This is a genomic window from Carboxylicivirga taeanensis (assembly GCF_051851475.1).
Lineage (GTDB): Bacteria > Bacteroidota > Bacteroidia > Bacteroidales > Marinilabiliaceae > Carboxylicivirga > Carboxylicivirga taeanensis.
Map to the genome: position 1 here is coordinate 419,938 of NZ_JBPUSJ010000004.1, position 25,284 is coordinate 445,221.

Annotated in this window: 11 protein-coding genes; 10 read left to right on the forward strand and 1 reads right to left on the reverse strand. The window is 40.6% G+C overall.

The window, feature by feature from the left end; all coding sequences use genetic code 11:
* Window positions 1–263 precede the first annotated feature (263 nt).
* Window positions 264–3,992 (forward strand): DEAD/DEAH box helicase, encoded by a 3,729-nt coding sequence (locus tag ACSX1H_RS08865; RefSeq protein ID WP_439183494.1) that lies wholly within the window; start codon window positions 264–266, stop codon window positions 3,990–3,992.
* A 274-nt stretch (window positions 3,993–4,266) separates the two neighbouring features.
* Here ACSX1H_RS08865 and ACSX1H_RS08870 read toward each other — a convergent pair whose 3' ends face one another.
* Window positions 4,267–8,340, reverse strand: a complete 4,074-nt coding sequence (locus ACSX1H_RS08870) for a hybrid sensor histidine kinase/response regulator transcription factor (RefSeq protein WP_439183495.1) — start codon at window positions 8,338–8,340, stop codon at window positions 4,267–4,269.
* A 275-nt stretch (window positions 8,341–8,615) separates the two neighbouring features.
* Here ACSX1H_RS08870 and ACSX1H_RS08875 point away from each other — a divergent pair, with 275 nt between their 5' ends.
* The 9 genes from ACSX1H_RS08875 (at window position 8,616) to ACSX1H_RS08915 (ending at window position 25,261) form a co-directional block, all read left to right on the forward strand.
* Window positions 8,616–9,296 (forward strand): FAD-binding oxidoreductase, encoded by a 681-nt coding sequence (locus tag ACSX1H_RS08875; protein WP_439183496.1) that lies wholly within the window; start codon window positions 8,616–8,618, stop codon window positions 9,294–9,296.
* A gap of 94 nt (window positions 9,297–9,390) precedes the next feature.
* Window positions 9,391–10,734 carry a tRNA (N6-isopentenyl adenosine(37)-C2)-methylthiotransferase MiaB gene (gene miaB / locus ACSX1H_RS08880; RefSeq protein ID WP_439183497.1) on the forward strand — a complete coding sequence of 448 codons (1,344 nt, stop codon included), beginning with the start codon at window positions 9,391–9,393 and terminating at the stop codon, window positions 10,732–10,734.
* A gap of 4 nt (window positions 10,735–10,738) precedes the next feature.
* The gene (gene mtaB / locus ACSX1H_RS08885) at window positions 10,739–12,025 is read left to right on the forward strand and encodes a tRNA (N(6)-L-threonylcarbamoyladenosine(37)-C(2))-methylthiotransferase MtaB (protein ID WP_439183498.1); all 1,287 of its coding nucleotides are present in this window, start codon (window positions 10,739–10,741) and stop codon (window positions 12,023–12,025) included.
* 418 nt (window positions 12,026–12,443) lie between these two features.
* Window positions 12,444–15,530 carry a SusC/RagA family TonB-linked outer membrane protein gene (locus tag ACSX1H_RS08890; RefSeq protein ID WP_439183499.1) on the forward strand — a complete coding sequence of 1,029 codons (3,087 nt, stop codon included), beginning with the start codon at window positions 12,444–12,446 and terminating at the stop codon, window positions 15,528–15,530.
* Between the two features lie 81 nt (window positions 15,531–15,611).
* Window positions 15,612–17,390 carry a SusD/RagB family nutrient-binding outer membrane lipoprotein gene (locus ACSX1H_RS08895; RefSeq protein ID WP_439183500.1) on the forward strand — a complete coding sequence of 593 codons (1,779 nt, stop codon included), beginning with the start codon at window positions 15,612–15,614 and terminating at the stop codon, window positions 17,388–17,390.
* 312 nt (window positions 17,391–17,702) lie between these two features.
* A complete protein-coding gene (locus ACSX1H_RS08900) occupies window positions 17,703–20,831 on the forward strand; it encodes a SusC/RagA family TonB-linked outer membrane protein (protein WP_439183501.1) in 3,129 nt (1,042 codons plus the stop codon).
* A gap of 9 nt (window positions 20,832–20,840) precedes the next feature.
* Window positions 20,841–22,760 (forward strand): SusD/RagB family nutrient-binding outer membrane lipoprotein, encoded by a 1,920-nt coding sequence (locus ACSX1H_RS08905; protein ID WP_439183502.1) that lies wholly within the window; start codon window positions 20,841–20,843, stop codon window positions 22,758–22,760.
* Window positions 22,761–22,925: 165 nt separating this feature from the next.
* A complete protein-coding gene (gene tdh, locus ACSX1H_RS08910) occupies window positions 22,926–23,957 on the forward strand; it encodes an L-threonine 3-dehydrogenase (RefSeq protein ID WP_439183503.1) in 1,032 nt (343 codons plus the stop codon).
* A gap of 104 nt (window positions 23,958–24,061) precedes the next feature.
* Window positions 24,062–25,261, forward strand: a complete 1,200-nt coding sequence (locus tag ACSX1H_RS08915) for a hypothetical protein (protein WP_439183504.1) — start codon at window positions 24,062–24,064, stop codon at window positions 25,259–25,261.
* Window positions 25,262–25,284 lie beyond the last annotated feature (23 nt).

The window sequence follows — 25,284 nt, forward strand, 5'->3', positions numbered from 1 at the left end:
GTATTAGATATCAAGACCTAACAGGTGTTCTCATCTGTTAGGTTTTTTTATGACTGTTTTTTGGGGTTAACCCGGTTAAAATCTCAGCAATTACCTGCTTCCTGGCTGAGGAGTTACATTTTCTGAGATGATAAATTCAGTGTTAATGGCAGTGATTCAGTGATATATCATTATGCTGCTAAATTATCGTAATTTTCATTGCTCACTTTTGCGTTTCTGTTAGTACTTTTGCGGATTAGCACTTTTCAAATTGAAAGAGGATTATGGCGGAAAGCGTGAGAGACTACATCAGTGATGCAATAGAATTTTATACATCGAACGATATCAGCAGTGCTGGTACAAGCCTTTATAAAGAAGGTAAAGTATCATTACAGCTCTATCAAAAAGCCTTAGATAACTGGATTTTTTCGGTCAAGGATACTAAAATGCACAAAGTGCAGATACGTAACCTGAACGATCGGCAAATAGAGACGATGTGTAACTGCTCATATATAGGCGGGCGATTTTGTGTTCATACAATCGCAGCTCTGTTATTTATTGCCGATATAGACGGAAATATTCAGATGGGGTTCGAAAAACGCAATGAGCAATCAAGTCAGCGAGCCGTATCCGGGCGTTCGGTATTGGGCTTTGAGTTGCCCTCTTACGAGCGTATTACCGAATCTTTTGTAAAAGATAATACTACGTATTCGGTGTTAAGTGCGGTTTCGTACAGTTACCAGGTAAGCTATATCTCTGAACTGATTGTACGCGACAATAAATTGATTGTGCAGCTCGATCAAAACTTTAAAAAGCACGTCCGCCTTGTTTTTAGTCATATTGATGATAAGGTCTATGTTTCGCCCGAAGAAAAAACAAACCTGCAGTCATTAACCGAACCCGAGGTTATTTGCTTGCTTAAGTTTGCCCGTTCGGCCAGCCCTGACATTTTAAAGCGAGTATTTAAAAATAGTCTTGAAGGGCTGAAAACAGAAGCTCTTCAGAAACATGGTATAGTCGGGGATGATTTTGACACGTATTTTACCATTGGTTTTGATGAGAAAAAGGGCTTAGTGGCCAAGCAAACCGATTTTGCCAAAGGATTAGTGCCAATTGAGCATATTGAGCAAAACGTGGTCGAGCAAATTCTGCATGAGATCGATGTTGAAACTTTTCACTTAGATACGCACGATGAGGTTCAAAAGCAAGAACGAGAATTAGGCTTTGTTCTGGAATTGCGCACTACCAAAACTTACTTTAGTGATAATTATCTGATTGAGCTAACGCCTATAATTGGTAAGCCAAATAAAAAGCGGGATGCATTAAGTTCGCATATTACTGAATACGACGGCATGCACGAAGAGTATATGCTAACAATTAGTGAGCGACAGAAAGAACTGTTGGAACTGATTGATGAGTGTAATTCTGCCATTAAGTCTTCCGATTTATTTTTGGTGCATAAGCGAATAATGGAACTGCTCGCGCAAGAAAAGCATGTGTATGTCAACGGCTCAAACAATTACAAACTGCGTAAAGCCGATTTGGAGCCCATTGTAATCGCCGGCACTCCAATCGATGGATTTTACGAGGTGAAGGAAGATGACACCTTTGTGTACTTGAATCCGAAGCTAAGGATAGGGGAGAAGGTATTGGCGATTGACGCTATTGATTACGAGCAATCGGGGCAGTTTATCTATGTGATTGATGGGGCCTACTATGTAACAAAGGATTACCGTGTGGCTAAGCTTATAGTGGAGCATAAGGAGCCTATTAAGATGATCAAGACTCATAAAGACATCTTTTTCGAGCAAGTCATCAAGCCCTTAGCAAACAGCTTCGACATGGTGTTTGATAAGGGAATTTTTGCCCTCGAAACAGCAGAGCTTGATTTTAAGAAGAAGCAAGTCTTTCTTTCCGAGCGGGAACAGCATCTGATTATAACTCCCCAGGTAGAGTACCATCACGGAGTTTCAGTGAAGCTTACTACCAATGGCAATATTTTGGTGGAAGAGGATGATAAAGTGATTCAGTATAAGCGCAACTTTGAGCTTGAAGATGATTTTGCTGAGCAGTTGGCACAGCTACATCCAAAATTTGAAGCTCAAAAGAGTAATCGGGTATTTCATTTACACTACAACGAGTTTAGTCACGATATGTGGTTTTACCGCTTTTTTGATGCCCTGCAGCATAACAATGTGGAGGTGTATGGCTTAAAAGAGCTCAAGAGTTTCAAGTATTCGCCGCATAAAGGCAAAATATCAACCTCAATCAGCTCCGGACACGACTGGTTTGATATTCAAATCAATGTTAGCTTTGGGGATAATGTAGTGAGCCTGAAAGATATCCGTAAAGCGGTGATGAACAAGCAACGGTTCATCCAGTTAGCAGATGGTTCCGTTGGTGTGTTGCCTTCAGAGTGGTTCCATAAATTTGAAAAATACTTTAGGCATGGCGAAGTTAATGGCGAGCATCTATCTGTTTCTAAACTACGTTTTTCTATCATCGATGAACTGTTTGAAAATATAGAAGATGCGGCCGTATTGGAAGAGCTGGCTGAAAAACGTCGCCGCCTGGCCGCCTTTACACAGATAGAGGATACCGAAGTGCCGGCCTCCATTAGTGCTGAGTTACGCCACTATCAGAAAGAAGGTGTTAACTGGCTTAACTTCCTGCATGAAATGAGCTGGGGTGGTATTTTGGCCGATGATATGGGATTGGGTAAAACATTGCAGGTACTTACATTTTTGCAGCAAGTGGTGGATAGGGACGCAACTACGAATCTAATTATTGTGCCAACCACACTGCTGTTCAACTGGGAAAATGAAATCAATAAGTTTGCACCCGAACTGAAAGCCTATTACCACTATGGTGTCGATAGGGTGAATGACACCAGCCTCTTTGATGATTACGATATTGTTTTTACCAGTTACGGTATTTTGTTGCGTGACATTGAGTTATTAAGGGATTATCAATTCAATTATATCGTACTGGATGAGTCGCAGGCAATTAAAAATCCGGCATCTCGTCGCTTTAAAGCGGCTTCCTTGTTAAAGGCTAAAGGACGATTGGCTTTAACCGGTACACCAATCGAAAACAGCACTTTTGATCTGTATGCGCAAATGAGTTTTGTTAATCGTGGTTTTCTGGGGTCTGTGTCGTCTTTTAAAGACGGTTTTGCCAGCGCCATAGATAAAGATGGTGATGAGTTGGTAGGCAATGAGCTGCAACGCTTAATCAATCCGTTTGTATTAAGGCGGACAAAGGAAAAAGTGGCCTCTGAACTTCCACCTAAAACCGAGGATGTTATTTTTTGTGAGATGGATACGGCTCAACGAAAGGTGTATGAAGCTTACAGAAATCAGTTTAGAGATCAGTTGATTGGTAAGGTCGAAGATGAAGGCATTGGTAAAAGTAAACTTATGGTACTGGAGGCCTTAACTCGTTTGCGTCAGATCTGTGATTCGCCCCTGCTGATTAAAAACAGTCAGTACGATGTGAGCGAATCAGTTAAAATAAAGGAAATTGTTCAACATATCACCGACAAAACAGCCAACCATAAAATTCTGATTTTTTCGCAGTTTGTTAAAATGTTGGCCTTAATAAAGGATGAGCTGAATCGGCGAAGTATCGACTTTGAATACCTTGATGGTAAAAGCTCAACCAAACAGCGCGAACAATCCGTAAATAATTTCCAGACCAATGATGATCTTCGGGTATTTCTTATTAGCCTGAAGGCCGGAGGAACGGGTCTTAACCTTACTGCTGCTGATTATGTGTATATTGTGGATCCATGGTGGAATCCGGCAGTTGAGAATCAGGCTATCGATCGCTGCTATCGTATAGGGCAGGATAAGAAAGTGTTTGCTTATCGGATGATTTGCCGGGACACAGTAGAAGAAAAAATCCTGAAACTGCAACAACGTAAAAAGAAGGTGGCTGGTGATATTATTCAAACGGATGAGAGCATTATGAAAAACCTTTCCATTGATGATATTAAGGATCTATTAGGATAAGGTAGCACACTCTCTTTGAACCATATTGAAGGCTGTTGGGAAACGACAGCCTTTTCTCTTTTCTGGCAAGTTTCAGGCAAGAATAACAAAACGTGCAACAGGAGGTTTGTCTCGAAGCACATCATGGCAGCTTTATCACTGAGATGGACATTGATAGTTGGCGCTGTTTTTTATAGCCGCTAACGCGCATAAGCATGCCCTTAGCCGCGGGTGTGTAAGGACATTGCTGCAGCAGCGTTCTAAAAAGTTCCCGAACGCTCTTGCTTAACTCTTTTTAGCTCCATCTTTGATGTGCCTGCTTATATTGACCCGGCGACATGTTAAACTCTTTTTTAAAGCTTTTGATAAAGTATGAGCTGCTGTTAAACCCTACTTTATAGGCAATTTCGCTTATCTGATCATCGGTACTAATAAGTTTAGCGGCTGCCTCCTTCAGTCGTATGGTCCGAATAAAGTCTGTTGTTGATTTTCCGGTGAGTGCTTTAATTTTTCGATGCAAGTTGCTTCGACTCATGGCTAATTCACTCCCCAGCTCTTCAACTCCAAAAGTTTCATCTTCCATGTTTGTTTTAACGATATCCAGTGCTTTGGTGATGAACGTTTCATCCACAGCAGTGCTTGTTACATCGGCAGGCAAAATAAGTGCATTGCCGGTGAAAACCTCTTTCAGTTTTTCCCTGTTCTTAAGCAGGTTATCGATATAGGCCTTGAGTACATCCGGATTAAAGGGTTTGGGCACATAGGCATCAGCACCTATGCTCAGTCCTTCAATTTTGTTTTCAACCGAGGTTTTGGCAGTCAGCATAATTACTGGAATATGACTGGTTTGTAACTTGGTTTTAATTTGCTTACACAGTTCAATGCCATCCATTACCGGCATCATTACATCCGATATTACCAAATCGAAAGAACGTCGTTTCAGAAGTTTTAAAGCCTGTTCACCATCACTTGCACTGTGCACCTGATAGTGATGTTTCAGCACGGAGCTTAAAAACTCAACCACCTGCGGATTATCATCCACAACTAAAAGTTTGTAATTATGCTGTTTGGCAGCATGATCAGTCTGTTCTGTGGCAGGGGTTTGTGTTTCGCTGTGTTCAGTAAATATTTCTGTATATTCAGAGTTGGCGTGCTGATTGACTTTATTAACCACCGGCAAGCATACTGTAAATGTTGTTCCCTGGCCTTTGGCTGATTCCACAGTAATTTGGCCCCCGTGAAGTTCTACCAGTGACTTGGTTAATGCCAATCCAATACCTGTGCCTGTAATGTGCTTATTACCATGGCTAAAGCGTTTGTACTGTTTGAAAACATCAGCTGGGTTATCGCTATCAATTCCAGCCCCATCATCACTTACTTTTATAAGGAGTTGCTGCTTCTCAATAACAGCATCATCTGTAAGTTCTAGGATGAGCTGGATGCTGCCCTGCTCTTTCCCATATTTAAATGCATTGGATAACAGGTTATATACTACTTTTTCAATAATGTCCTCATCAAATTGTATCTGCAAGTGGTCGATATTACTCTCAATCTTGAAATTCATATTGCGCTCGAGGGCCAGATAGCGGAATGATTCGCCATACTCCTTAATACACGCAACAATGTCGCCACTTGAAATATTTAGCTCCATGGAACCCGTTTCAACCTTTCTAAAATCCATCACCTGGTTGACAAGGCGCAGAAGAAGGTTTGTGTTTTTGTGAGCAATACTAAAAAGTTTTTCGTCGTCGCTGTTGAGCGAAAGTTTCTTTTTCAGGGTTACTAATGGCCCTGCTATTAAGGTTAATGGGGTTCTGAATTCATGAGAAATATTTGTGAAAAACTGAAGACGCATTTGATTCAGTTCTTTTATTTTTTCACGTTCCATGATTTCAAACTCTAACTTTCGTCTTAAATCAATCCATAATACGGTGTATCGGATATAGGCATACATAATGGCTCCAATAATAATAAAGTAGGCCATATACGCGTACCAGCGCTTCCACCAAGGAGCTAATACTTTTATTTTAAGTTGAGTTTCGGAATTACTCCAAACTCCATCATTATTCGCGGCTTTAACTTTAAACACATACTCGCCAGGCTTTAAATTGTTATATTTTACCAAGCGCTCAGAGGAGGCTTTGCTCCACTCTTCTGAAGAGTTTTCCAGCATATAGCTGTATGAGTTTTTTTCAGAGATAAAGTAGTTAATGGCCACAAACTCAATCCCAATGTTTGCTTGACGGTGATTTAGCACTATTTCTTTGGTGTCGGCTATGTTTTGCTCTAGAGGGCTGTTAGTATCGCCAGCTTTAACAGGACTGTTGTTTATTAATAAATCTGAAAGCAGAACCTTTGGAACGTTATTATTGACTTTGATTACATTGGGGTTGAAAACATTCAAGCCTTTAACGCCTCCAACCATCAGTTTGTCAAACGATGTATAGAGCAACTTATTAAATGTGCTGCCAAGCAAGCCGTCTCTGGTATCGTAGTTTTGAAAGCGTCCCGTTTTCTGGTCGTAATTAGCCAGCCCACCATGGGTGGCAAACCATAACTTTCCATCTTCCAGCTCTAAAATATCATAAACTTGTTCCTGTGCCAAGCCATCGCTTATCGTGAGGTTAACAATTTCTCCATTTTCCGGATTTAATTTGAAGATACCACCACCATTGGACCCTATCCACATCTGGCCATCTTTTCCCTCTTTAATACAGAGGATGGCATTTTTCCCAACACCACTATCATTGATGCGGTCAAACAGGTAGCGGATGTATTTCTTTTCATCACTTAGCCACACGTAAATTCCGTTACTGGTGCCAATCCACAGGTTTTTTTGAGAATCGACGAACAGACTGAGAATATAGTCGTTCATTACACTATTCAATTCAGGATAAATATCAGAAAGGTGTGTGTATTTTTTATCCCTGGTGTCGAATTCGTAAAGGCCATTCCCCAGAGTGCCCACCCATAGCTTTTGACTTTTTTGCTGCGCAATGGACCACACAGAAATTGACACGGCTTCACTATTAAGTATATTATTTGGGTTATAAGTGATCAGCTCGTTTGTTGTTTCGTTGAGCAACGCCAAGCCTGTTCCATAGGTGCCTAACCAAATATTGTGGTCTTCATCTTCAAATATCCGCTTTATAACATTACTTTTTAGGTTGGATGGGAGTTGATTGAAACTCTTAAATGTTTCATTTTTAACATCAAAAAGGTTTAGTCCGCCACCATCTGTACCTACCCATATTCGCTCTTTGGAATCCTGTAAGAGTGAAAGTATGGCGTTGTCGCTAAGACTGTTAGGGATGTGTGCCTGGTGTGTGTAATGCTGGAAACGGTTTCGTTCCAAATTGACGATGCGTACCCCTTTGCCGATGGTGCCAACCCAATATAGCCCATTGCTATCTATATAAACTGAAAACACGGCTTTTGTATCCAGCTGTGCAAAGGCATTTTGGTGGTCTTTTTTGTTGCTTATTTCGTTTTCGAGTGGATCGATGCAGATGATACCACCTCCATCCACTGCTGCTAAAATACTTCCGTCTTTATCCAGGGTTAATGACAGGATGATATTGAGATTTGTTTTAACCTTACTGTCCTTCAAGTCAAATCGCTCATATACCTTCATTTCTTTGTCAAATCGGTATAACCCCATGTTGTCAGTTGCAATCCATATACTGCCATTGCCATCATCCAATAAGTCATTCACCTGCATGGTTGGAAACTCAAAATTGATAAAGAAGTGTTCCTTGGGATTAAACATACTGAGGCCGTTGCCGAAGGTGCCAATCCATAACTCTCCATTGTAACCTTCTGTTATGGCCGAAATGGTGTTAACATAGGCGCCTATGCTGTCGCTTTGCGAAAAGCAGGAGAAGCCATCAATTTGCTGGTGGTAGTAGTGCAAGCCCCCGCCCATGGTTCCCACCCACATTTGTCCCCGGCTATCCAGGAGTAAGGCTCCTATTTGATTATTGGTTAAAGAAGCCGGTAGGGAGTCATTGGCCCAATAGCGGGTGAATTTCTCGGTGTCTTTATGGTATTTATTTAACCCAAATTTAGTGCCTACCCAAATATTACCTTCATTATCTTCAACTAGTTTGGTAATGAAGTTACTTGTGAGCGTTTCCTCTTTGTCTGAAGTGCTGTAAAAGGTTTTTATGTCATAACCATTATAACGGTTCAGTCCGTAATAAGTGCTAAACCACATGTAACCGCGACTATCTTGAAGTATACAGTTCACGGTATTGTTGGTTAATCCATTTTCTGTATCTAAACTATTAAAACCATAATGTGAATAGTGAGCCTGTATTGATGTACTAAATATCAATACGGAAAATATGACTATTAATATGCGTAGCATGTGTAGATTTTTATGGATTGGTGAATATATGAAAAATAATAATCATTGTTTTACTTACGATAATCAAAACTTCACTTTCATATAATTTTGATCGCCTGATGTGCCCTTTTGAAAATGTCGCTACTTACATCCGAGCTAAACGCTGTTAGGATTATTTAATATTTAAAGATGTTTTTTTATTAAACCAAAAGCAGAGTTGGTGTGTTTATTGGTGTGTAAAAGATAAAAGCCAGAATCAGGCAAGAGGGATTGATAAATTATAACAGATAGTAGTAATGGAAAAAGAAGTTCCGGTAGCAAATAAAATTAAAACCGATTTGCACGAGATATTAGCTGTTCGTCATTTAACGGATAGCACATTTGTATTACGTATAGAAAAAAAAGGAATGGAGTTTGAGGCCGGCCAGCATGTATGTGTCGGACCGCCAAATGGTATACATACAAGAGAGTATTCTATTTATAGCGCCGAGCAGGATGATTACATTGAAATACTTGTGAAGGAAGTTGAAAATGGTCTTGTTTCGCCAAGTTTAAAAAAGCTTCAAAAGGGCGGTTTTGTGGTGGTTGAAGAACCAGTTGGATACTTTACAATCAATAAAGATCTACCTAAAGATCAAAAATATGTATTTATTGCCAGTGGAACTGGTATTTCGCCATTTCATAGTTTCGTACAAAGCAATAAGGCAATTAACTACACCTTGTTGCATGGCGTTAAGTATGCTTATGAAGCCTACGATTCAGAAGCCTATGAAACCGGCAGGTATGTGTTGTGCACTTCACAGGATTCCAAAGGAAATTATAAGGGCAGAGTAACTGATTATTTGAAAAACCATCCTTTTGGTACAGACGTGCATTATTATCTGTGTGGTAATTGTAACATGATTCATGATGTATACGACATTTTAGAGGAGCAGGGAGTTAGCACCGATAATATTCATGCTGAGGTGTATTTTTAAGCTGCGGTGTCTTTGATTTCATAACTGTGCAAGGTTAACAGCATTATTAATTGATTGTCGATCTCAATACGAATTATCAAAACAAGGAATTATTGTGAAATACCACCTGGTAACATTAGGGTGTCAGATGAATCAGTCTGACAGTGAGCGAGTGAAAAGAGTTTTAGATGGGATGGGTGCCCAATGGACAGAAGATGAACACGAGGCGAATATTATAGGTATTTTAGCTTGTTCGGTGCGTCAAAAAGCCATTGATAAAGTCTACTCTAAAATTGCTGCGTGGAACAAGCGAAAAGCTTCTCAAAATCTAATCACCTTTATTAGTGGCTGTATCTTGCCAGCTGATAAACAGAAGTTTTTAACGCTGTTCGACATTGTGTTTGCTATGCGCGAATTGCCACAGTTTCCACAAATGCTATCTCATTACGGCATAACAACACCTGCAGGCCTGGTGAGTGATAACCTTAATCCCAAAGACGAAATCAACTTTTTCTGGAAGGTAAAACCTAAGTACAACAGCTCTTTTGAGGCGTTTATCCCAATTCAAAACGGGTGTGATAAGTTCTGCTCTTTTTGTGCAGTGCCATATACGCGTGGAAGAGAGGTCAGCCGACCTTCAAGTGAGATTGTTGATGAGGTTAAAAGCCTGGTTGAAAAGGGGTATCGTTCCATAACCTTGCTGGGTCAGAACGTTAATTCCTATGGATTGGATAAGAAAGGCAACGAAATAAGCTTTGCTCAGCTGTTGGAGCAGATTGGACAGATAGGCGAAACGACCGCGCACCGCTTTTGGGTGTACTTTACATCGCCACATCCACGCGACATGGGACGCGATGTTATTGAAGTGATTGCTCGCTACAAGTGTTTGGCTAAACAAATTCATTTACCAATTCAATCAGGTGATGACAAGGTACTGATAAAAATGAACCGTAAACATTCTGTAAAAAAGTACAGGGAAACGGTAAGCGCCATCCGAGAACTGATTCCGCAGGCTACTTTGTTCACCGATATCATAGTTGGATTCTCGGGCGAAACAGATGAGCAGTTTCAGAATACACGGCAGGTGCTTAAAGAGTTTGAGTACAATATGGCTTATATAGCGATGTACTCTAAAAGACCTGGTGCTGCGTCTTACGCCTGGCCGGATGATGTAGATTTAAAAGTAAAGAAGGAACGCCTTGCCATTCTATCTGCTGACCTGGCCGAAGTGTCGGGGCGCTACAATGCACAGTTGCTGGGGAAGGAAGTAAGTGTACTTGTAAGGGATACGGACCGTAAACAAGGGTATTTAAGTGCCCAGACAGAAGGTAAAATTACTGTGCGTTTTGCATCGGAAGATAAGTCGCTAATAGGTCGGATTGTGACCGTTAAAATTACATCAACCACTAATTTTTCCGTTGAAGGGGAGTTAGTAGAGGTAAATGAGATGGCTGGATAACAATATGAAAAAGAGAGTAGGATTTAAGACCTTAGGCTGTCGGTTAAATCAGTTTGAAACTGATGCTTTAGCCTCCAGGTTTGCAGGCTTAGGTTACGAGGTGGTTGAAGATAGTAAAGATACGGATGTATTTATTGTAAATACCTGTACGGTGACGAATCAGAGCGACCAGAAATCGCGTTACGTGGTTAATCATGCACTAAATCACGGGCATAAAGGCATGCTGATTATTACAGGTTGCATGGCGAATCATCATAAGGAACAGCTGGAAAAGCGTTATCCGAATGCTTATGTGGTCGATAATCAGCAAAAAAGTGCCATCCCTCAACTGGTAGAAGCTCATTTTAATCAAGAGATTATTCCTTCTAACACTTATGAGGGAGGTGTGTTTAGCTATGCGCCTGCTGGTGAAACATTCCATACCCGCAGTATGATTAAGATACAGGATGGATGTGACAATTTCTGTTCATTCTGTATTATTCCTAAAGTGCGTGGGCGGGCAGTCAGCCGATCCGTCGATGCTATTCTCGAAAACATTAAGCAGGTGGTTGCTTTTGGTTATAAAGAAGTGGTCATTACCGGGGTCAATATTAGTCGCTATCAGCACGATGGAGTCAATTTTTCTCAATTATTAAGGCATATCGTTGATATGGATCTTGATTTCAGGCTTCGAATTTCGTCCATTGAGCCCGATAGTTTTGATGATGAGTTCTTTGAATTAATGCAGCATCCTAAAATTACGCCGCACCTGCATTTATGCCTCCAAAGTGCATCAGAATCAGTGCTTTTGCAAATGCGCAGGATGTATACCTATAAATTGTATAAAAGAATGGTAGCGCGGTTGCGTGAGGTGGATCCCAGGTTTAATATTACAACAGATATTATTGTCGGGTTTCCAGGTGAATCAGAAGCAGACTTCGAGAAATCAGTTACAGCTATAAAGGACCTGGATTTTGGACATGTACATACCTTTAAATATTCTAAGCGGGAAGATACCCGTGCGGCCCGAATGAATAATGGTGTGCCTGAAGGAGAAAAGACGCGTCGGAGCGAAATAATTCGGAAGGTTGCTTTGGAAAATAAACGGGCTTATCGAAAACGCTTTATCGGATGTCACCAGGTGGTGTTGATTGAAACAATTACCGACGACTGGTCGAAAGGGTATGGGGAGTATTATGTCCCTGTTAAAGTTAACGAACCATTACTTAAGAATAAATTTTATACGGTCCTGATTACTCACCTAGATGAGGAACAGGGTGAGCCAATTTTGGTCGGTGAACTAGTGAAGTAATTGTATTTTCTCACAAAAATTTGAAAAGGTGGACATTTGTTCACCTTTTTTCTTGCCCATCATCCCCATTCTCAGAATGTCTTGAAGAGTTAAATTATGCATTCCGCAACACTTTTTAAGTCAATGATTAGAAGCCGATGCAACAATAATACAATAGTGATACAATAGAGCAATTAAAGTGTTAAAAGTTCTATTTCTTTCAACATCTGTTTCATTTCGCATGATGTTCTTTGATTTACATTTGCCTTCATGAAATTAACATTAAGCAATAGAGATAAACCATCGAGCATTAAGCATGAAGCACGCCGGTATTTTGTAATACGGAGCGTGCTGATTGTGCTTTTAATACTCATGCTAATCCTTTTGCTACTACTCACATTTATTTAATACATTAACTAATTCCAAAATTAAACTCTTTATGAAAAGAAGATTTAACTGGTTTCAGAGAGGACTCATGGGGGTTGTTATGTTGCTTTTATCAGCAAGCATAGCCTTCGCCCAGGATGTTACGATTAATGGTACTGTTAAAAGTGCCGAAGACGGGATGCCCATACCGGGTGTTTCTGTTGTCGAAAAAGGTACAACCAATGGTACCATTACCGATATTGACGGTAAATATTCTATTACTGCTCCAACGGGCGCAGTTGTCTCGTTTACTTTTGTTGGTATGAAGGCGCAGGAGATTACAGTTGGTAGCCAAACAACAATTAATGTGACCTTACAGCCCGAATCAATCGAGATGGAGGGAGTTGTGGTAACAGCTTTAGGTATCAAGCGCGAAGAAAAATCGCTTGGATATGGAGTGTCAAAGGTCGATAGTGAAGAGATTCAAGCAGCCGCAGGTAGTGATGTGCTAAGTTCGATGCAGGGTAAAGTTGCTGGTCTAGATCTAGGTTCATCGCAAGGAGGACTTGGTTCTTCTAATCGCGTTGTTCTTCGCGGTAATAGCTCAATTTCTGGCAATAACCAGCCGCTTTATGTGGTTGATGGTGTACCAATCAATAATAATACGGTTGAAGACGCTGCCGGAGTTTGGGACAGAAAGAACTTTGGTTCGGGTTCAATGGACATTAACCCTGACGATATTGAAAGCGTAACTGTTCTTAAAGGTCCTAATGCTGCTGCCTTATATGGTTCACGTGCACAAAATGGGGCAATTATCATTACAACTAAATCAGGAACTAAAGGTAAAGGACTTGGTATTGAGGTGTCCAGTTCAAACATGTTTGATGTGGTTTCTGAGCAGTACTTACCAAAGTTTCAAAATAAATATGGACAGGGGCATTATGTAGAGAACCAACCTACTTATACTTTAACCGACTCAGATAATAGTTGGGGACCAGAGATGACCGGTCAAAGCTTGCCATCGTGGAGTGCCTACGAAGATAATCTTACTTATGCTGCTCAGCCAGATAATATTAAAGATTTTTTTGAAACAGGTTTCAAAACTACCAATACAGTTTCTTTAACTAAAGGTGGCGAAAATGGTTCTTCTCGTTTTTCATATACAAATCTTTATGGAAAAGGTGTTCTTCCTGGTAATGATCAAGTTCGTCATAATTTTAATATCAGAACGCAGTATGATTTAGCCGAGTGGTTGCGTGTAGATGTAAAGGCAAATTACATTAATCAGGAGGTTAATGGTGGTACATGGTTAGGAGAAGCATCCAGTAACGCCATGTATGGATTATTCACACTTCCACGAAACACTAATTTGGATGAGTTAAAGAATTACAAATATGTTGATACAGATGGTGCCGTTAAACCTAATGACCCATTTGTTGGTACTCAAATGAACCCGTACTGGACTACTGAGTATGATGAAATGATTAACAAGAAGGACCGACTGATTGGTTTTATAAAACTTGATTTCGATTTAACAGATCACTTGTCTGGTTTTGTTCGTGCTGGTACAGATTACCAAAACAACTCTGTTGAGGAGCGTTACAACTATGGACATAAGCAAAATTCGAAAGGTCAATGGATAATGAATAATTATCTTAGTAGAGAATCTAACTACGATGCTCTTCTTATGTATAAGAATCGTTTCGGAGATCTGGATTTTGGTTTCAATCTTGGTGGTAACATCATGAAAAAATATAACAATGTTAGCTTTGACCGCGGAGATGATGTTATAAAAGGTGGTTATTGGAATATTCAGAATTATTTATCAAAAAAGGCTAGTTACAATTATTTTGAGAAGCAAGTAAATTCTGTTTACGGTACGATTAATCTTGGCTATAAAAACTTCCTTTATCTGGACGCATCAATCCGTCATGATAAAAGTTCGACCTTGCCAGATCCTTACACGTACCCTGCAGTTTCAGCTACTTTCCTTATAAATGAAGTAGTAGAACTTTCTGGAATTAACCTGCTTAAAGTTAGACTAGGTTATGCTGAAGTGGGTAATGATACCGATCCTTATAGAACCGTTACTACTTTTGGTATTAATCCGCTGTTAGATCATAATGGGGTGCCGTTGATGGATGTGAATGGTTTGCCAGGTGTACCTGATCTTAAACCTGAAAGAACAGCCTCAATTGAAGCAGGATTGGATTTCAGAGCATTAAATAATCGCTTATCATTCGATTTTAACTACTATTCACAAACTACAGAAAACCAGCTTTTAACTACAAAAGTTTCTTCTGCTACAGGTTATAATAATAAATTCTTAAATGCCGGTGAGGTAAAAAATAGTGGTTTTGAAATGTCTTTAGGAGGAGTACCTGTAGAAAGTGGATCGTTCCGTTGGGAAACAACTTTAACTTTAGCTAAAAACGTTACAGAGGTAGTAGAGTTAGCTGAAGGTGTTGATAAACAGACGTTAGCTGATTTGAGTAATATCGCTGGAGGTATTCAGATAATTGCTGAACCTGGTAAGAACGGCTATGGAAAGATAATGGGGCTTCCTGCAAAAGTTGATGGTAATTATCGTGTTACTAACGAAGGATTTGTATCTGGGGGAACAGCTGTCGAATTAGGCAACTTTAATCCTGATGCAACATTTGGTTGGTTAAACCAGTTCGAATACAAGCGTTTTAACTTTAGAGTATTGCTTGATGGCAAGATTGGAGGGGATATTGTAAATGCTACTGAGGCCGCTTTAAGTGCAGCTGGTGTCACAGAACGTACGCTATTAGGACGTGAGAGTGGAGTAAGTGTTTCCGGTGTTGATGGAAATGGTAATGCTGCTGATGTTGTTATGAATGCACAAAACTATTGGAATGGATTGTCTGGATATGGTGAACCATGGATAGTTGATGCTACAAATATCCGCTTGAGAGAGATTTCAATGGGATATAACTTTAAGATGAATCCTGAAGGTATTGTAAAGGATTTACGATTAAGCTTCAATGCATATAATTTGGGATTCTTATACCGTGATGAAGACGCTAAAAGTATCGATCCTAATCAATCGTGGGGTACAGGTAACGGTCAGGGTTATAACCTATTTAATGTTCCCTCAACCACTTCATATGGATTTACTGTTAATGTGAAGTTTTAATCATAGTTTATTGGCAAAATAAACCCTTAATGTGGTTACTAAGCATTGCCATTTAAACATTTATTAGAAATACTATTACATATGAAAAATATAAGAAAAATTATTGCAGTTGGATTAATAGCTTTACTAGCAATAAGCTGTAACGATTTGGATGAACTCAATGTGAATCCTAATGCACCTACAGCTGATAATCCAGCAACAGAAGCTTTGTTAGCAAGCTGTATGAGAAAGGCTTTTCATGAAGATCGTTTTGAGTTTTGGAGAGGTGTTGTTTTGCACGGGGAACGATTTGCAGCTCATGTTGAAGGTGGTTATTCAGGATGTTGGTGGGGCGGAGCCACCGCATACGACTACAATGAAGGCTGGACTGCAGGTGTATGGGATTCATATAACTCATCCTCTTTTATGAATGGATTTGGTGGTTCTCTTTTTGCCAATGTTAAGCTTATTCTAGAATACTTGGAAGCTAATCCTGAGACTTCAATGGCAAAGGAATTTAAAGGTATTGCTGTTACAATTAGAGCATTCCAGTTTCTTAAGATTAGTGATGCGTTTGGAGATCTTCCATATTCGGAACACGGAGACATTGATAACCCTTCACCTAAATTTGATACTCAAAAACAGTTATATGATGGCTTAGAGGCTGAATTAAAGCAGGCTGTTGAAGATTATCTTAAAGAGGATGTTACTATTGCTACTCTTAACACCTTCGATATTGTTTATGGAGGCGACGTATCTAATTGGAGGAAATTTGCTAATTCTTTGCGCTTAAGAATGGCGTTAAGAAGATCCAATGCAGAACCAGATGTAGCAGCATCAATCCTGGCAAATGTTGTAAATTATCCATTATTTGAAAGTAATGAAGATAATCTGGTTGTTAAAAGAACTTCTTCTACCATTGATCTTCAAAATCAATATTATGGTTTCTTCAAGACATGGCCGGGTTCGATGGAAGAAACTGATCCTGAAAATCCTGATGAAAAAATTAAATTGACTTTCACGTGGGATGGTTATACAATGAATTGGGCTCCAGGTCCTGGGGCTTTTATACCTGCCTATGAGATAATAGAAGTAATGAAAGGTAGCCCGTTATTCGCTTCCAATGTGAATAAAGATGGTTCTTCAACAGAGGATATTAATGCTCTATCAGGCATTTATGATCCACGAATTGATAAATTCTTTATGGCGCCACGAGGAGATAAAGCTAATGATCATAAAGGAAGACCTGCTCGAGCAAATTATTTTGTTGATGAAAATGATACAATTCGTTCAATTGCAGCACACTCTGTAGAAGGTAATGTTCTTAACTATTCATGGATGCACCCTTCAATTTGGTATGACAATGGAACATGGAATCCTGTTTCAATGGATTATGCAGAGGTATGCCTAGCTATGGCAGAAGCAGTACAGCGTAACTTGGTGACTTCAGACAAATCTGCACAGGAGTGGCTAAGTACTGGTCTTGCAGCGAGCTGTAAGCGTTGGGGAGCGGAGCCTTCTTCATTTATAAGTGATGTAGAAGCAAAATTTAGTGCTGCATCAGAACAAGAGAAAATTGCCATAATCGCTACCGAAAGATGGATTTCAGCCTACACTGTTCAGCATGAAGCATATTCTGTTTTAAGACGTACACGTCATCCTGAATATTGCTATTTGGATAAGAACGCTACAGTTAATGGTATATGGAAAAATGCGGATGGAACAACAGAACGTAAAGATGTTGAAGTCTATGCTCAGGGTAGCACCAACTTCGCACTTCCTCAGCGTATGAGAGTTCCAGAAAGTGAAGTATCTGTGAATGCGAATGTTCCAGAAGCAAGTAAAAACATGGCAAACAAAGTTTGGTGGGCTAACTACTAAAACTTGATTGATAGTCTCTAAAACCAAACTATTATATAAGTGCGATTAATGGAAGGGGCTCTGCTTAGGCAGGGCCTCTTTTTTTGCAGAAGGTGGAGATATGTTTCAAAGTGATTAAATATGTTCCTAAATGTGAAAATAAGTAAACGAGTGCTTGATTGCCCAAGCGTCTCACCGTACCTTTTAGATGTCAAACTTTCGGGTTTGGCATTTATTGATTAAGGGTGTTTAGTCCGTGAGAATTATTGGTGACAAATACGTTCTCTCTCACTACCATTCTTATTCCATTATAAACCTAAAAAAATCGCACGTATGAAAAGAAATGTAAGTTGGGTAACAAGATGTTTGTTGCTTATTCCAACACTCATGCTTGGTATGTTACTAAATGCCCAAGACTTAAATGTTAGCGGTAAGGTAACAAGTTCTGATGATGGACTGCCTATGCCGGGAGTCTCCATTTTTCAAAAAGGGACAACAAACGGTACAATAACTGATATGGACGGAATGTATAACATCACTGTTGCTAACGGGGCCACATTGGTGTTTTCGTTTGTCGGAATGGCTACGCAGGAAGTAGTTGTAACATCAGCTAATACAGTTATAAATGTCAAATTAGTTTCCGAATCAGAAGGTTTAGATGAGGTGGTTGTAACGGCCTTGGGTATTAAACGTGAGAAAAAGGCTTTGGGATATGCCATTCAGGAAGTGGATGGAGAGGCTATTTTGGAATCTCGTGAGGCTAATGTGGCTAATTCATTAAGTGGTAAGGTGTCCGGATTACAGGTTATTAAATCCAGTGCAGGACCGGCAGCCTCTTCAAAAATTGTGCTGCGGGGTAATAGTTCATTAACGGGCGATAACCAGCCGCTTATTGTAGTGGATGGTATCCCTATCGATAACTTTACTGGTGCAGAAAACAATGATTATTGGAATCCATCGCCCGATATGGGTAACGGATTAGGTGATATTAACCCTGATGATATCGAAAGTATGTCGGTATTGAAAGGGGCTTCAGCAGCTGCTTTATATGGTTCCAGAGCAGGTAACGGGGTTATCTTAATCACCACCAAGTCAGGTAAAAAAACGGAGGGCTTAGGTATTTCAGTATCTGCTACCTATGGTTTTGAGACCATTTTCACTAACCCCGATATGCAAAGCTCTTTTGGACAAGGTAGTCAGGGTATTTTTAGTGAGCTAAGTACGTCTAGCTGGGGGCCTAAAATTGAAGGGCAACAAGTAACAAAATGGGATGGTACGCAAGTTCCTTTAACCGCCTATGATAATGTAGAGAACTTCTTCGATGTTGGTGTTACGCAGGATTACAACGTGTCTTTCCAGCAGCAGTACGATAAGGTTTCTTTGTATACCTCATTTACGCATAAAGATGACAAGAGTATGATACCTGGTGCCAAGCTGCAGAGAACGAACCTGCTCGCACGCGCCACTTCTAAGTTTGGGCCGGATGAGCGTTGGACCATGGATACAAAAGTTCAATATGGTAGTACAACTGCTAAAAATCGTCCTTTGTTAGGCGCAAATGCTTCAAATGCCTACTATACCATGTATACATTGCCGGTTTCTCTTGATATTCGTGATTTTGATCCGCCTACCGATGAACTTGGAAACATGATTTGGTATGGTGGTGGTAGTCAGGTAAACCCGTATTGGAACGCTAGGTATAATTTGAATGAAGATAGCCGTGACCGTTTTATTTTGCATGGTTCTTTAAAATACCGTTTCACCCCTTGGTTAAATGCCGAAATTAAAGGTGGTTCAGACCGTTATACGACCAATACTGAAACGAAGCAATATGCAGGAAGTCCACTCTCATCGGGAGGCCGTTATACGCTTAGTAAACGCGTATTTTATGAGAATAACTTCAGTGCCTTAATAAGTGCATCTAGGGATAATATTTTTGGAAAATTTGGTGGATCCGCCATGTTGGGTGGTAACCTAATGTCTCAGAATAATTCAGGTTTGTCAGCTAATTCAGGCGAGTTAGAGGTTCCTAACTTATTCTCCTTAAATAATGGGGTTGATAACCCAACGATAACCGATAGTTTTAGTGAAAAGAAAATTAACTCTGTTTATGGTAACCTGCAGGTTAATTACGATGGCTATCTGTTCTTGGAAGGAACCTTCCGAAACGACTGGTCATCTACCTTAAGTGAAGATAATCGTTCTTTCTTTTATCCCTCAGTAACAGTTTCCTACGTTGTTACAGATATGTTTAATAAAATGGATGTGACGATGCCTTCATGGATAACTTTTGGTAAAGTAAGGGCCTCTTATGCCGAAGTTGGTAACGATTTAGGACCCTATCAATTATATAATACTTACTGGATTGGTAAAGACCCTAAAGGTGACACAACAGCCGGAGCCGGAACTACTTTGTACGATTCAAATGTTCGTAGTGAGCTGATCAAATCCTGGGAGGTTGGGGCTGAACTGCGCTTGTTCCAGAATAGACTGGGTATTGACTTTGCCTGGTATAAATCTAATGCAACGCGTCAGCTAATCGATTTACCAATGGACCCACTGAGTGGCTACGAGTATAGAAAAATCAATGCCGGTGATATTCAGAATAAAGGGATTGAGCTGATGTTGCATGGTAATATCATCAAGAATAGTTCAGGTCTTAATTGGGACATGCAGTTGAACTATTCTAAAAACGAAAATACCATTGAAGAGTTAGCTGATGATGTTGTAGAATACCGTTTGGGAGGATTTGATAATGTAAGAATTATTGCCGAAGTGGGTGGTAAGTATGGTGAAATATACGGTACTTCCTTCCTGCGTGTGACCGACCCTGAAAGTGCTCATTATGGCCGAATGTTGTTGGATGGTAATGGTTTGCCTCAGGAGGATCCTGAATTGAAAAAATTGGGAAATCAACAGCCCGATGCCATGGTCGGATGGATTAACTCTTTCTCATACAAAAATCTTAATTTGAGTTTCCAAGTCGATGGTCGTTTTGGAGGCGAGATATTCTCAGGTACAAACATGGGTATGCAGGCCGCTGGTACAGCCGATGTAACAGCTCCAGGCGGTATGCGAGATGACATGGTTGTTGACGGTGTGATTCTCGATGGTGAAAGTTATACTGAGAATACAACTTCCATTACCACACAGGATTATTGGGAAGCTGTAACAGGCCCCGGAAACCTGGGTATTACAGAAGCTAATGTGTATGATGCCACCAATATCCGACTTCGAAATATCCGTTTAAGTTATAGCCTTCGTGGAGGTATTTTAGAAAACTCACCCATCAAGCGTGTAAAGCTTGGCTTTACCGTGAATAATGTGTGGTTAATTAAGAGTCACTTAAAAGGTGTGGATCCAGAGTCTGTATTTGCTACGGGAACAAATGCGGTAGGTTTTGAAAATGCTGCGCCTCCAACCTCAAGAAGCTATGTGTTTAATCTATCGTTGGACTTTTAAAACTATAAGATGATGAAAAATATAATAAAACTATACTTAGCCTTCGTGCTAACCGGATGTTTAGCATTGGCGGGCTGCTCCGATTTTGAAGAAATAAATGTTGACCCAAAAGCTGCCAGCTCAGAACAGGTGCAGGTCGAATACATAATTAATGCCGCTATTGTAGGAGCACAGCAAAACCCACACGTAGCCGAACGGGCCTTTGTGTTGTATTGGAAAATTGCAGCTCGTCAGTGGCGGGGCAATGGTGCTTTGGCCACCGGTAGCTATGTAGATGGATGGAGTAATGACTATTACAGTTCTCTTTCGAGCTGGTTGAAAGGATCCTATTTAGCTGTTAGCATTGCAGATGAGAAGATAGAGCAAGGTGTAGCGCTTCCTTATACAAATAATCTGAAACAAGTGGCCCGTATCTGGCGTGTTTATTTGTTAAGCGAGTTTGCTGATACATTTGGTCCCATGTCCATTGATGGGTTTAGTGGAAAGAATCCTGAGTTTAGCGATCTAGAAACTGCTTATTACTTTATGATTGATGAGCTTAAGCAGGCTGCAGCTGAAATCGATTTATCTGAAGACGCCAAAGTACCTCAGGACCTTGCTAACTATGATAAGGCCTATGGCTTTGACCTCTTAAAATGGAAGAAATATGCCAATTCGATGCGCATGCGTTTAGCTATGCGTTTGTCTGAAGTAGATCCCGCAAAAGCAAAAGCAGAGTTTGAAGATGCAGTTTCAGGAGATATTCTCATCGAAACTGATGATATATTTAAAGTGGCTGAAGAAGGTGGTTGGAGCGATTTAACAGCTGTTATGAGCCGGGAATGGAACAGTCAGCCCTTGTCTGCAACACTAAACAATTTATACATCGGATTAGGCGGAATTATGTCAGAAGATGTGCTGGAAGATTATTTACATGATCAAATTAAGCCAGGTGATTATATGGGCGTTAGGTATACCGATCATCTAACTTCTATGACCAATGATCCGTCAACCGGATTTTGGTACGATGGCTTGCACGAAACGATTGATCCAAGGGCCTATCATTGCTTCATCGTTCCTGGTGACTTTGATAATCCTAATTTCTGTTTCTATCCGTCATGGAATAACCAGGCAACAACTGTGACGCGTAACCTGGTAGATGATGCTGGTGAGGTGGTTGTTGAAATTGATGCCACTTACACCTGGAATGCTGCCCCGCTTGGCGATTGGGGGGTAAAGGCCGAACGTAATCAGGTGGCTACTTATCCGGGCACAAATCCTCGTCTAAGCCAGCGCTTTCGTCAGGCTAATGACGGACGCATTTTCTTTGCTCCGTGGGAGACCTATTTCTTGGTAGCCGAAGCGGCTGTAAGGGGATGGACAGTGCCTATGAGTGGAAAAGAGGCCTATGAAAAGGGAATTGAGTCTAATTTCGTTTATTGGGGAGTACAGTCGTTTCTGGATGCTTATCTGGTTTCCGAAGCCTATAATCGTGTTGGAACATCAGTAAGTTGGGATCACACTGTTGAACCTGTGGGTCCGGTAGTAATGAATTATGTTGATGGATATACAGGCGAGGCTGGAACAGTTGACTTTAATTATCCGAAAAATTATCTGTATAAGGATGGAACCGTAAGCAATGATCACCTTACTAAAATTATTACTCAAAAGTACATTGCTCAAAATCCATACTTACCGCTGGAGGCCTGGAACGATCATCGCAGGTTAGGTTTACCATTTTTTGAAAATCCGGCGGTTGATAAGCCAATATTGAATTTACCGGATCTCAATGCGTCCAATTACATGACTAATCAGGTTTCTTTCTTTCCACAGCGTGTTAAATATCCTTCCAGTTTGCAAAATAGCAACCCCGAAGGCTATGAACAGGCAGTTGGCTTCCTGAACGGCGACGATGCCGTGTTAACACCACTTTGGTGGGCACAGAAATAGATGCATTGTTTTATGAATTCTTAAAAAGGGGCTGGCACTTTTGCCAGCCTTTATTTATTTTTCGGAAATGACATTAGTCATAGGTGCAATTCAAATAGCTTTTGCACATTTGTTATTTAGAATAAGAATAGATTAGGAACATAATTACAACTAAAAAATAAGACAATGACAACGATGAAAGCACTTGTAAAATCAAAAGCCGAAAAGGGTATTTGGTTGGAAGAAGTGAAGATCCCGGAGATTGGGCCTAATGATGTGTTAATCAAGGTTTCAAAGTCGGCCATTTGTGGAACAGACCTGCACATCTATAAGTGGGATGAGTGGGCGCAAAACACGATTCCGGTGGGTATGACGATTGGACATGAATATGTCGGTCATGTTGCCAAACTGGGGAGTGAGGTCAAAGAGTTTAAAGAAGGAGATCGCGTTACCGGAGAGGGGCATATCGCCTGTGGTCATTGTCGTAACTGTCGCCGTGGACGTCAGCATATCTGCGAAAGAACAGTAGGTATTGGGGTAAATATTGATGGATCATTTGCTGAGTATGTAAAGGTGCCGGCGAGTAATGTGATGAAGATAAATGCATCAATACCCGATGAGGTTTTGGCAATAATGGACCCTTTTGGAAATGCAACGCATACCGCTTTATCTTTTCCTTTGATAGGAGAAGATGTGTTGATTACCGGCTCCGGCCTGATTGGTAGCATGGCTGTTGCAGTCGCCAAATTTGCAGGTGCACGCTATGTGGTGGCCACCGAAACCAATGAGTTTCGCGCTGAGCTGGCACGAAAAATGGGAGCTACGCGCGTAGTTAATCCAATTACTGAAAACTTGCGCGAGGTGATGGATGATTTGGGTATGATTGGCTTCGATATTGGTCTGGAGTGCTCTGGAGCGCCGGCCGCGTTCAATCAACTGGTCGAACACATGTATAATTCCGGAAAAATATCGATGCTCGGTATTCTGCCTTCATCAACACAAGTAGATTGGAACCGGATTATTTTTAAAGGGCTCACGCTTAAAGGTATTTACGGACGTGAGATGTACGAAACGTGGTATAAAATGGAGCAAATGCTGATGTCAGGACTTGATCTGACAGCAATTATTACTCATCGATACAGCATCAACGATTTCCAAAAAGGCTTTGATGTTATGGAAGAGGGTAATTGTGGAAAAGTACTGCTGAGCTGGGACTAATCACCAATACAAAGTATTTAAAAAGGCAGTCGCAAGGCTGTCTTTTTTTGTGCCCTGGTTCTACTCAATTATTTTTAAATTTGTGGGAATTATAAAAAAGTCAGATGAGAAGCAAAGGGTATCTATTAATAGCGCTGTTACTGTGTTCAACTACGTTGTTCTCGCAAAACCTGAGCCAATGGGCCGAAAAGCTAAATGCTTCAGAAACAATATTGGATCCGAACAATAAGCGATTTGTTCTGCAGGAGTTGAACAGCCAATTACAGGCTGTTTGGAAATCAGATGCAGAACTTAACGAGCTGATCCGACATACCGATAATTTGCATGTATCAAAGTCGACTGATAACAAGATTGTGGTGGCGGCTTTCGGAGCAACTACTTACAATGGTGTTTATCAATTAGAGTGGTTGGTGAACTATCGTAATACCACCTGGTCGTTTAGTGATGAAGTCAATGTGCCTGCTAATAAAGGGAATAACGTGCTTTCTTTGGAATTTACCAACCAAGGGGAGGATATTTATGGCGTTCTAATCAAATATGGAAAGAAGGTACTGGTTAATGCAGAAGATATCATCACCAAATGTTTGTTTGAAGAACTGCTGCAGCAAACAGATGATGCACGTAAGGATTCTGTCAATCAGGTTCTCCAAAGACGACTTCAGCGCCTCTGGTCTGATAAAAACTTCTTTCAGAACGATTTTGCGCAGTTGAAGAGGATGAGAACGCTTCATTCAGATGATGGAAAGGTTAAAGTATGTACCTACAACATCCCCAAAGACAATTTTAAGCAGGAATTTTATGGGGCTGTTATCGTTAAGGAGGACGACATTAATGTGTTACCGTTGACCGATGCGTCTGAAAAAATCCGTTCGCCGGAACGTGCAGTTCTTTCAAACAAAAAATGGTACGGGGCGCTTTACCTCGATTTAGTTGAAACAAAAAGTGATGATAAAACATTTTACACCTTAATTGGCTATAAAGGCCACGATGAATTCATAAAAACCAGGGTGTTAGATGTTCTAACCATCCAAAGCGGGCGGGCTCGTTTTGGGGCACCAGTTTTTAAAATCGATCGTTTTTCTCGTAACAGGGTTATCTTTGAGTATTCGGCCAAAACCACCATGATGCTTCGTTATGACGCCAATGAAAAGCTCATTGTGTTTGATAACCTGGCCCCAGCGGACCCGATGTTTGCAGGTGTTTCCCAGTATTACGGACCCGATTTTTCTTACAATGCATTTAAATTCAACAAAGGAGTTTGGGTGTTGAAAAAAGACATTGACCTGCGTAACCCCAAGAAATAAGGCTTGATAACCACAATTAACAA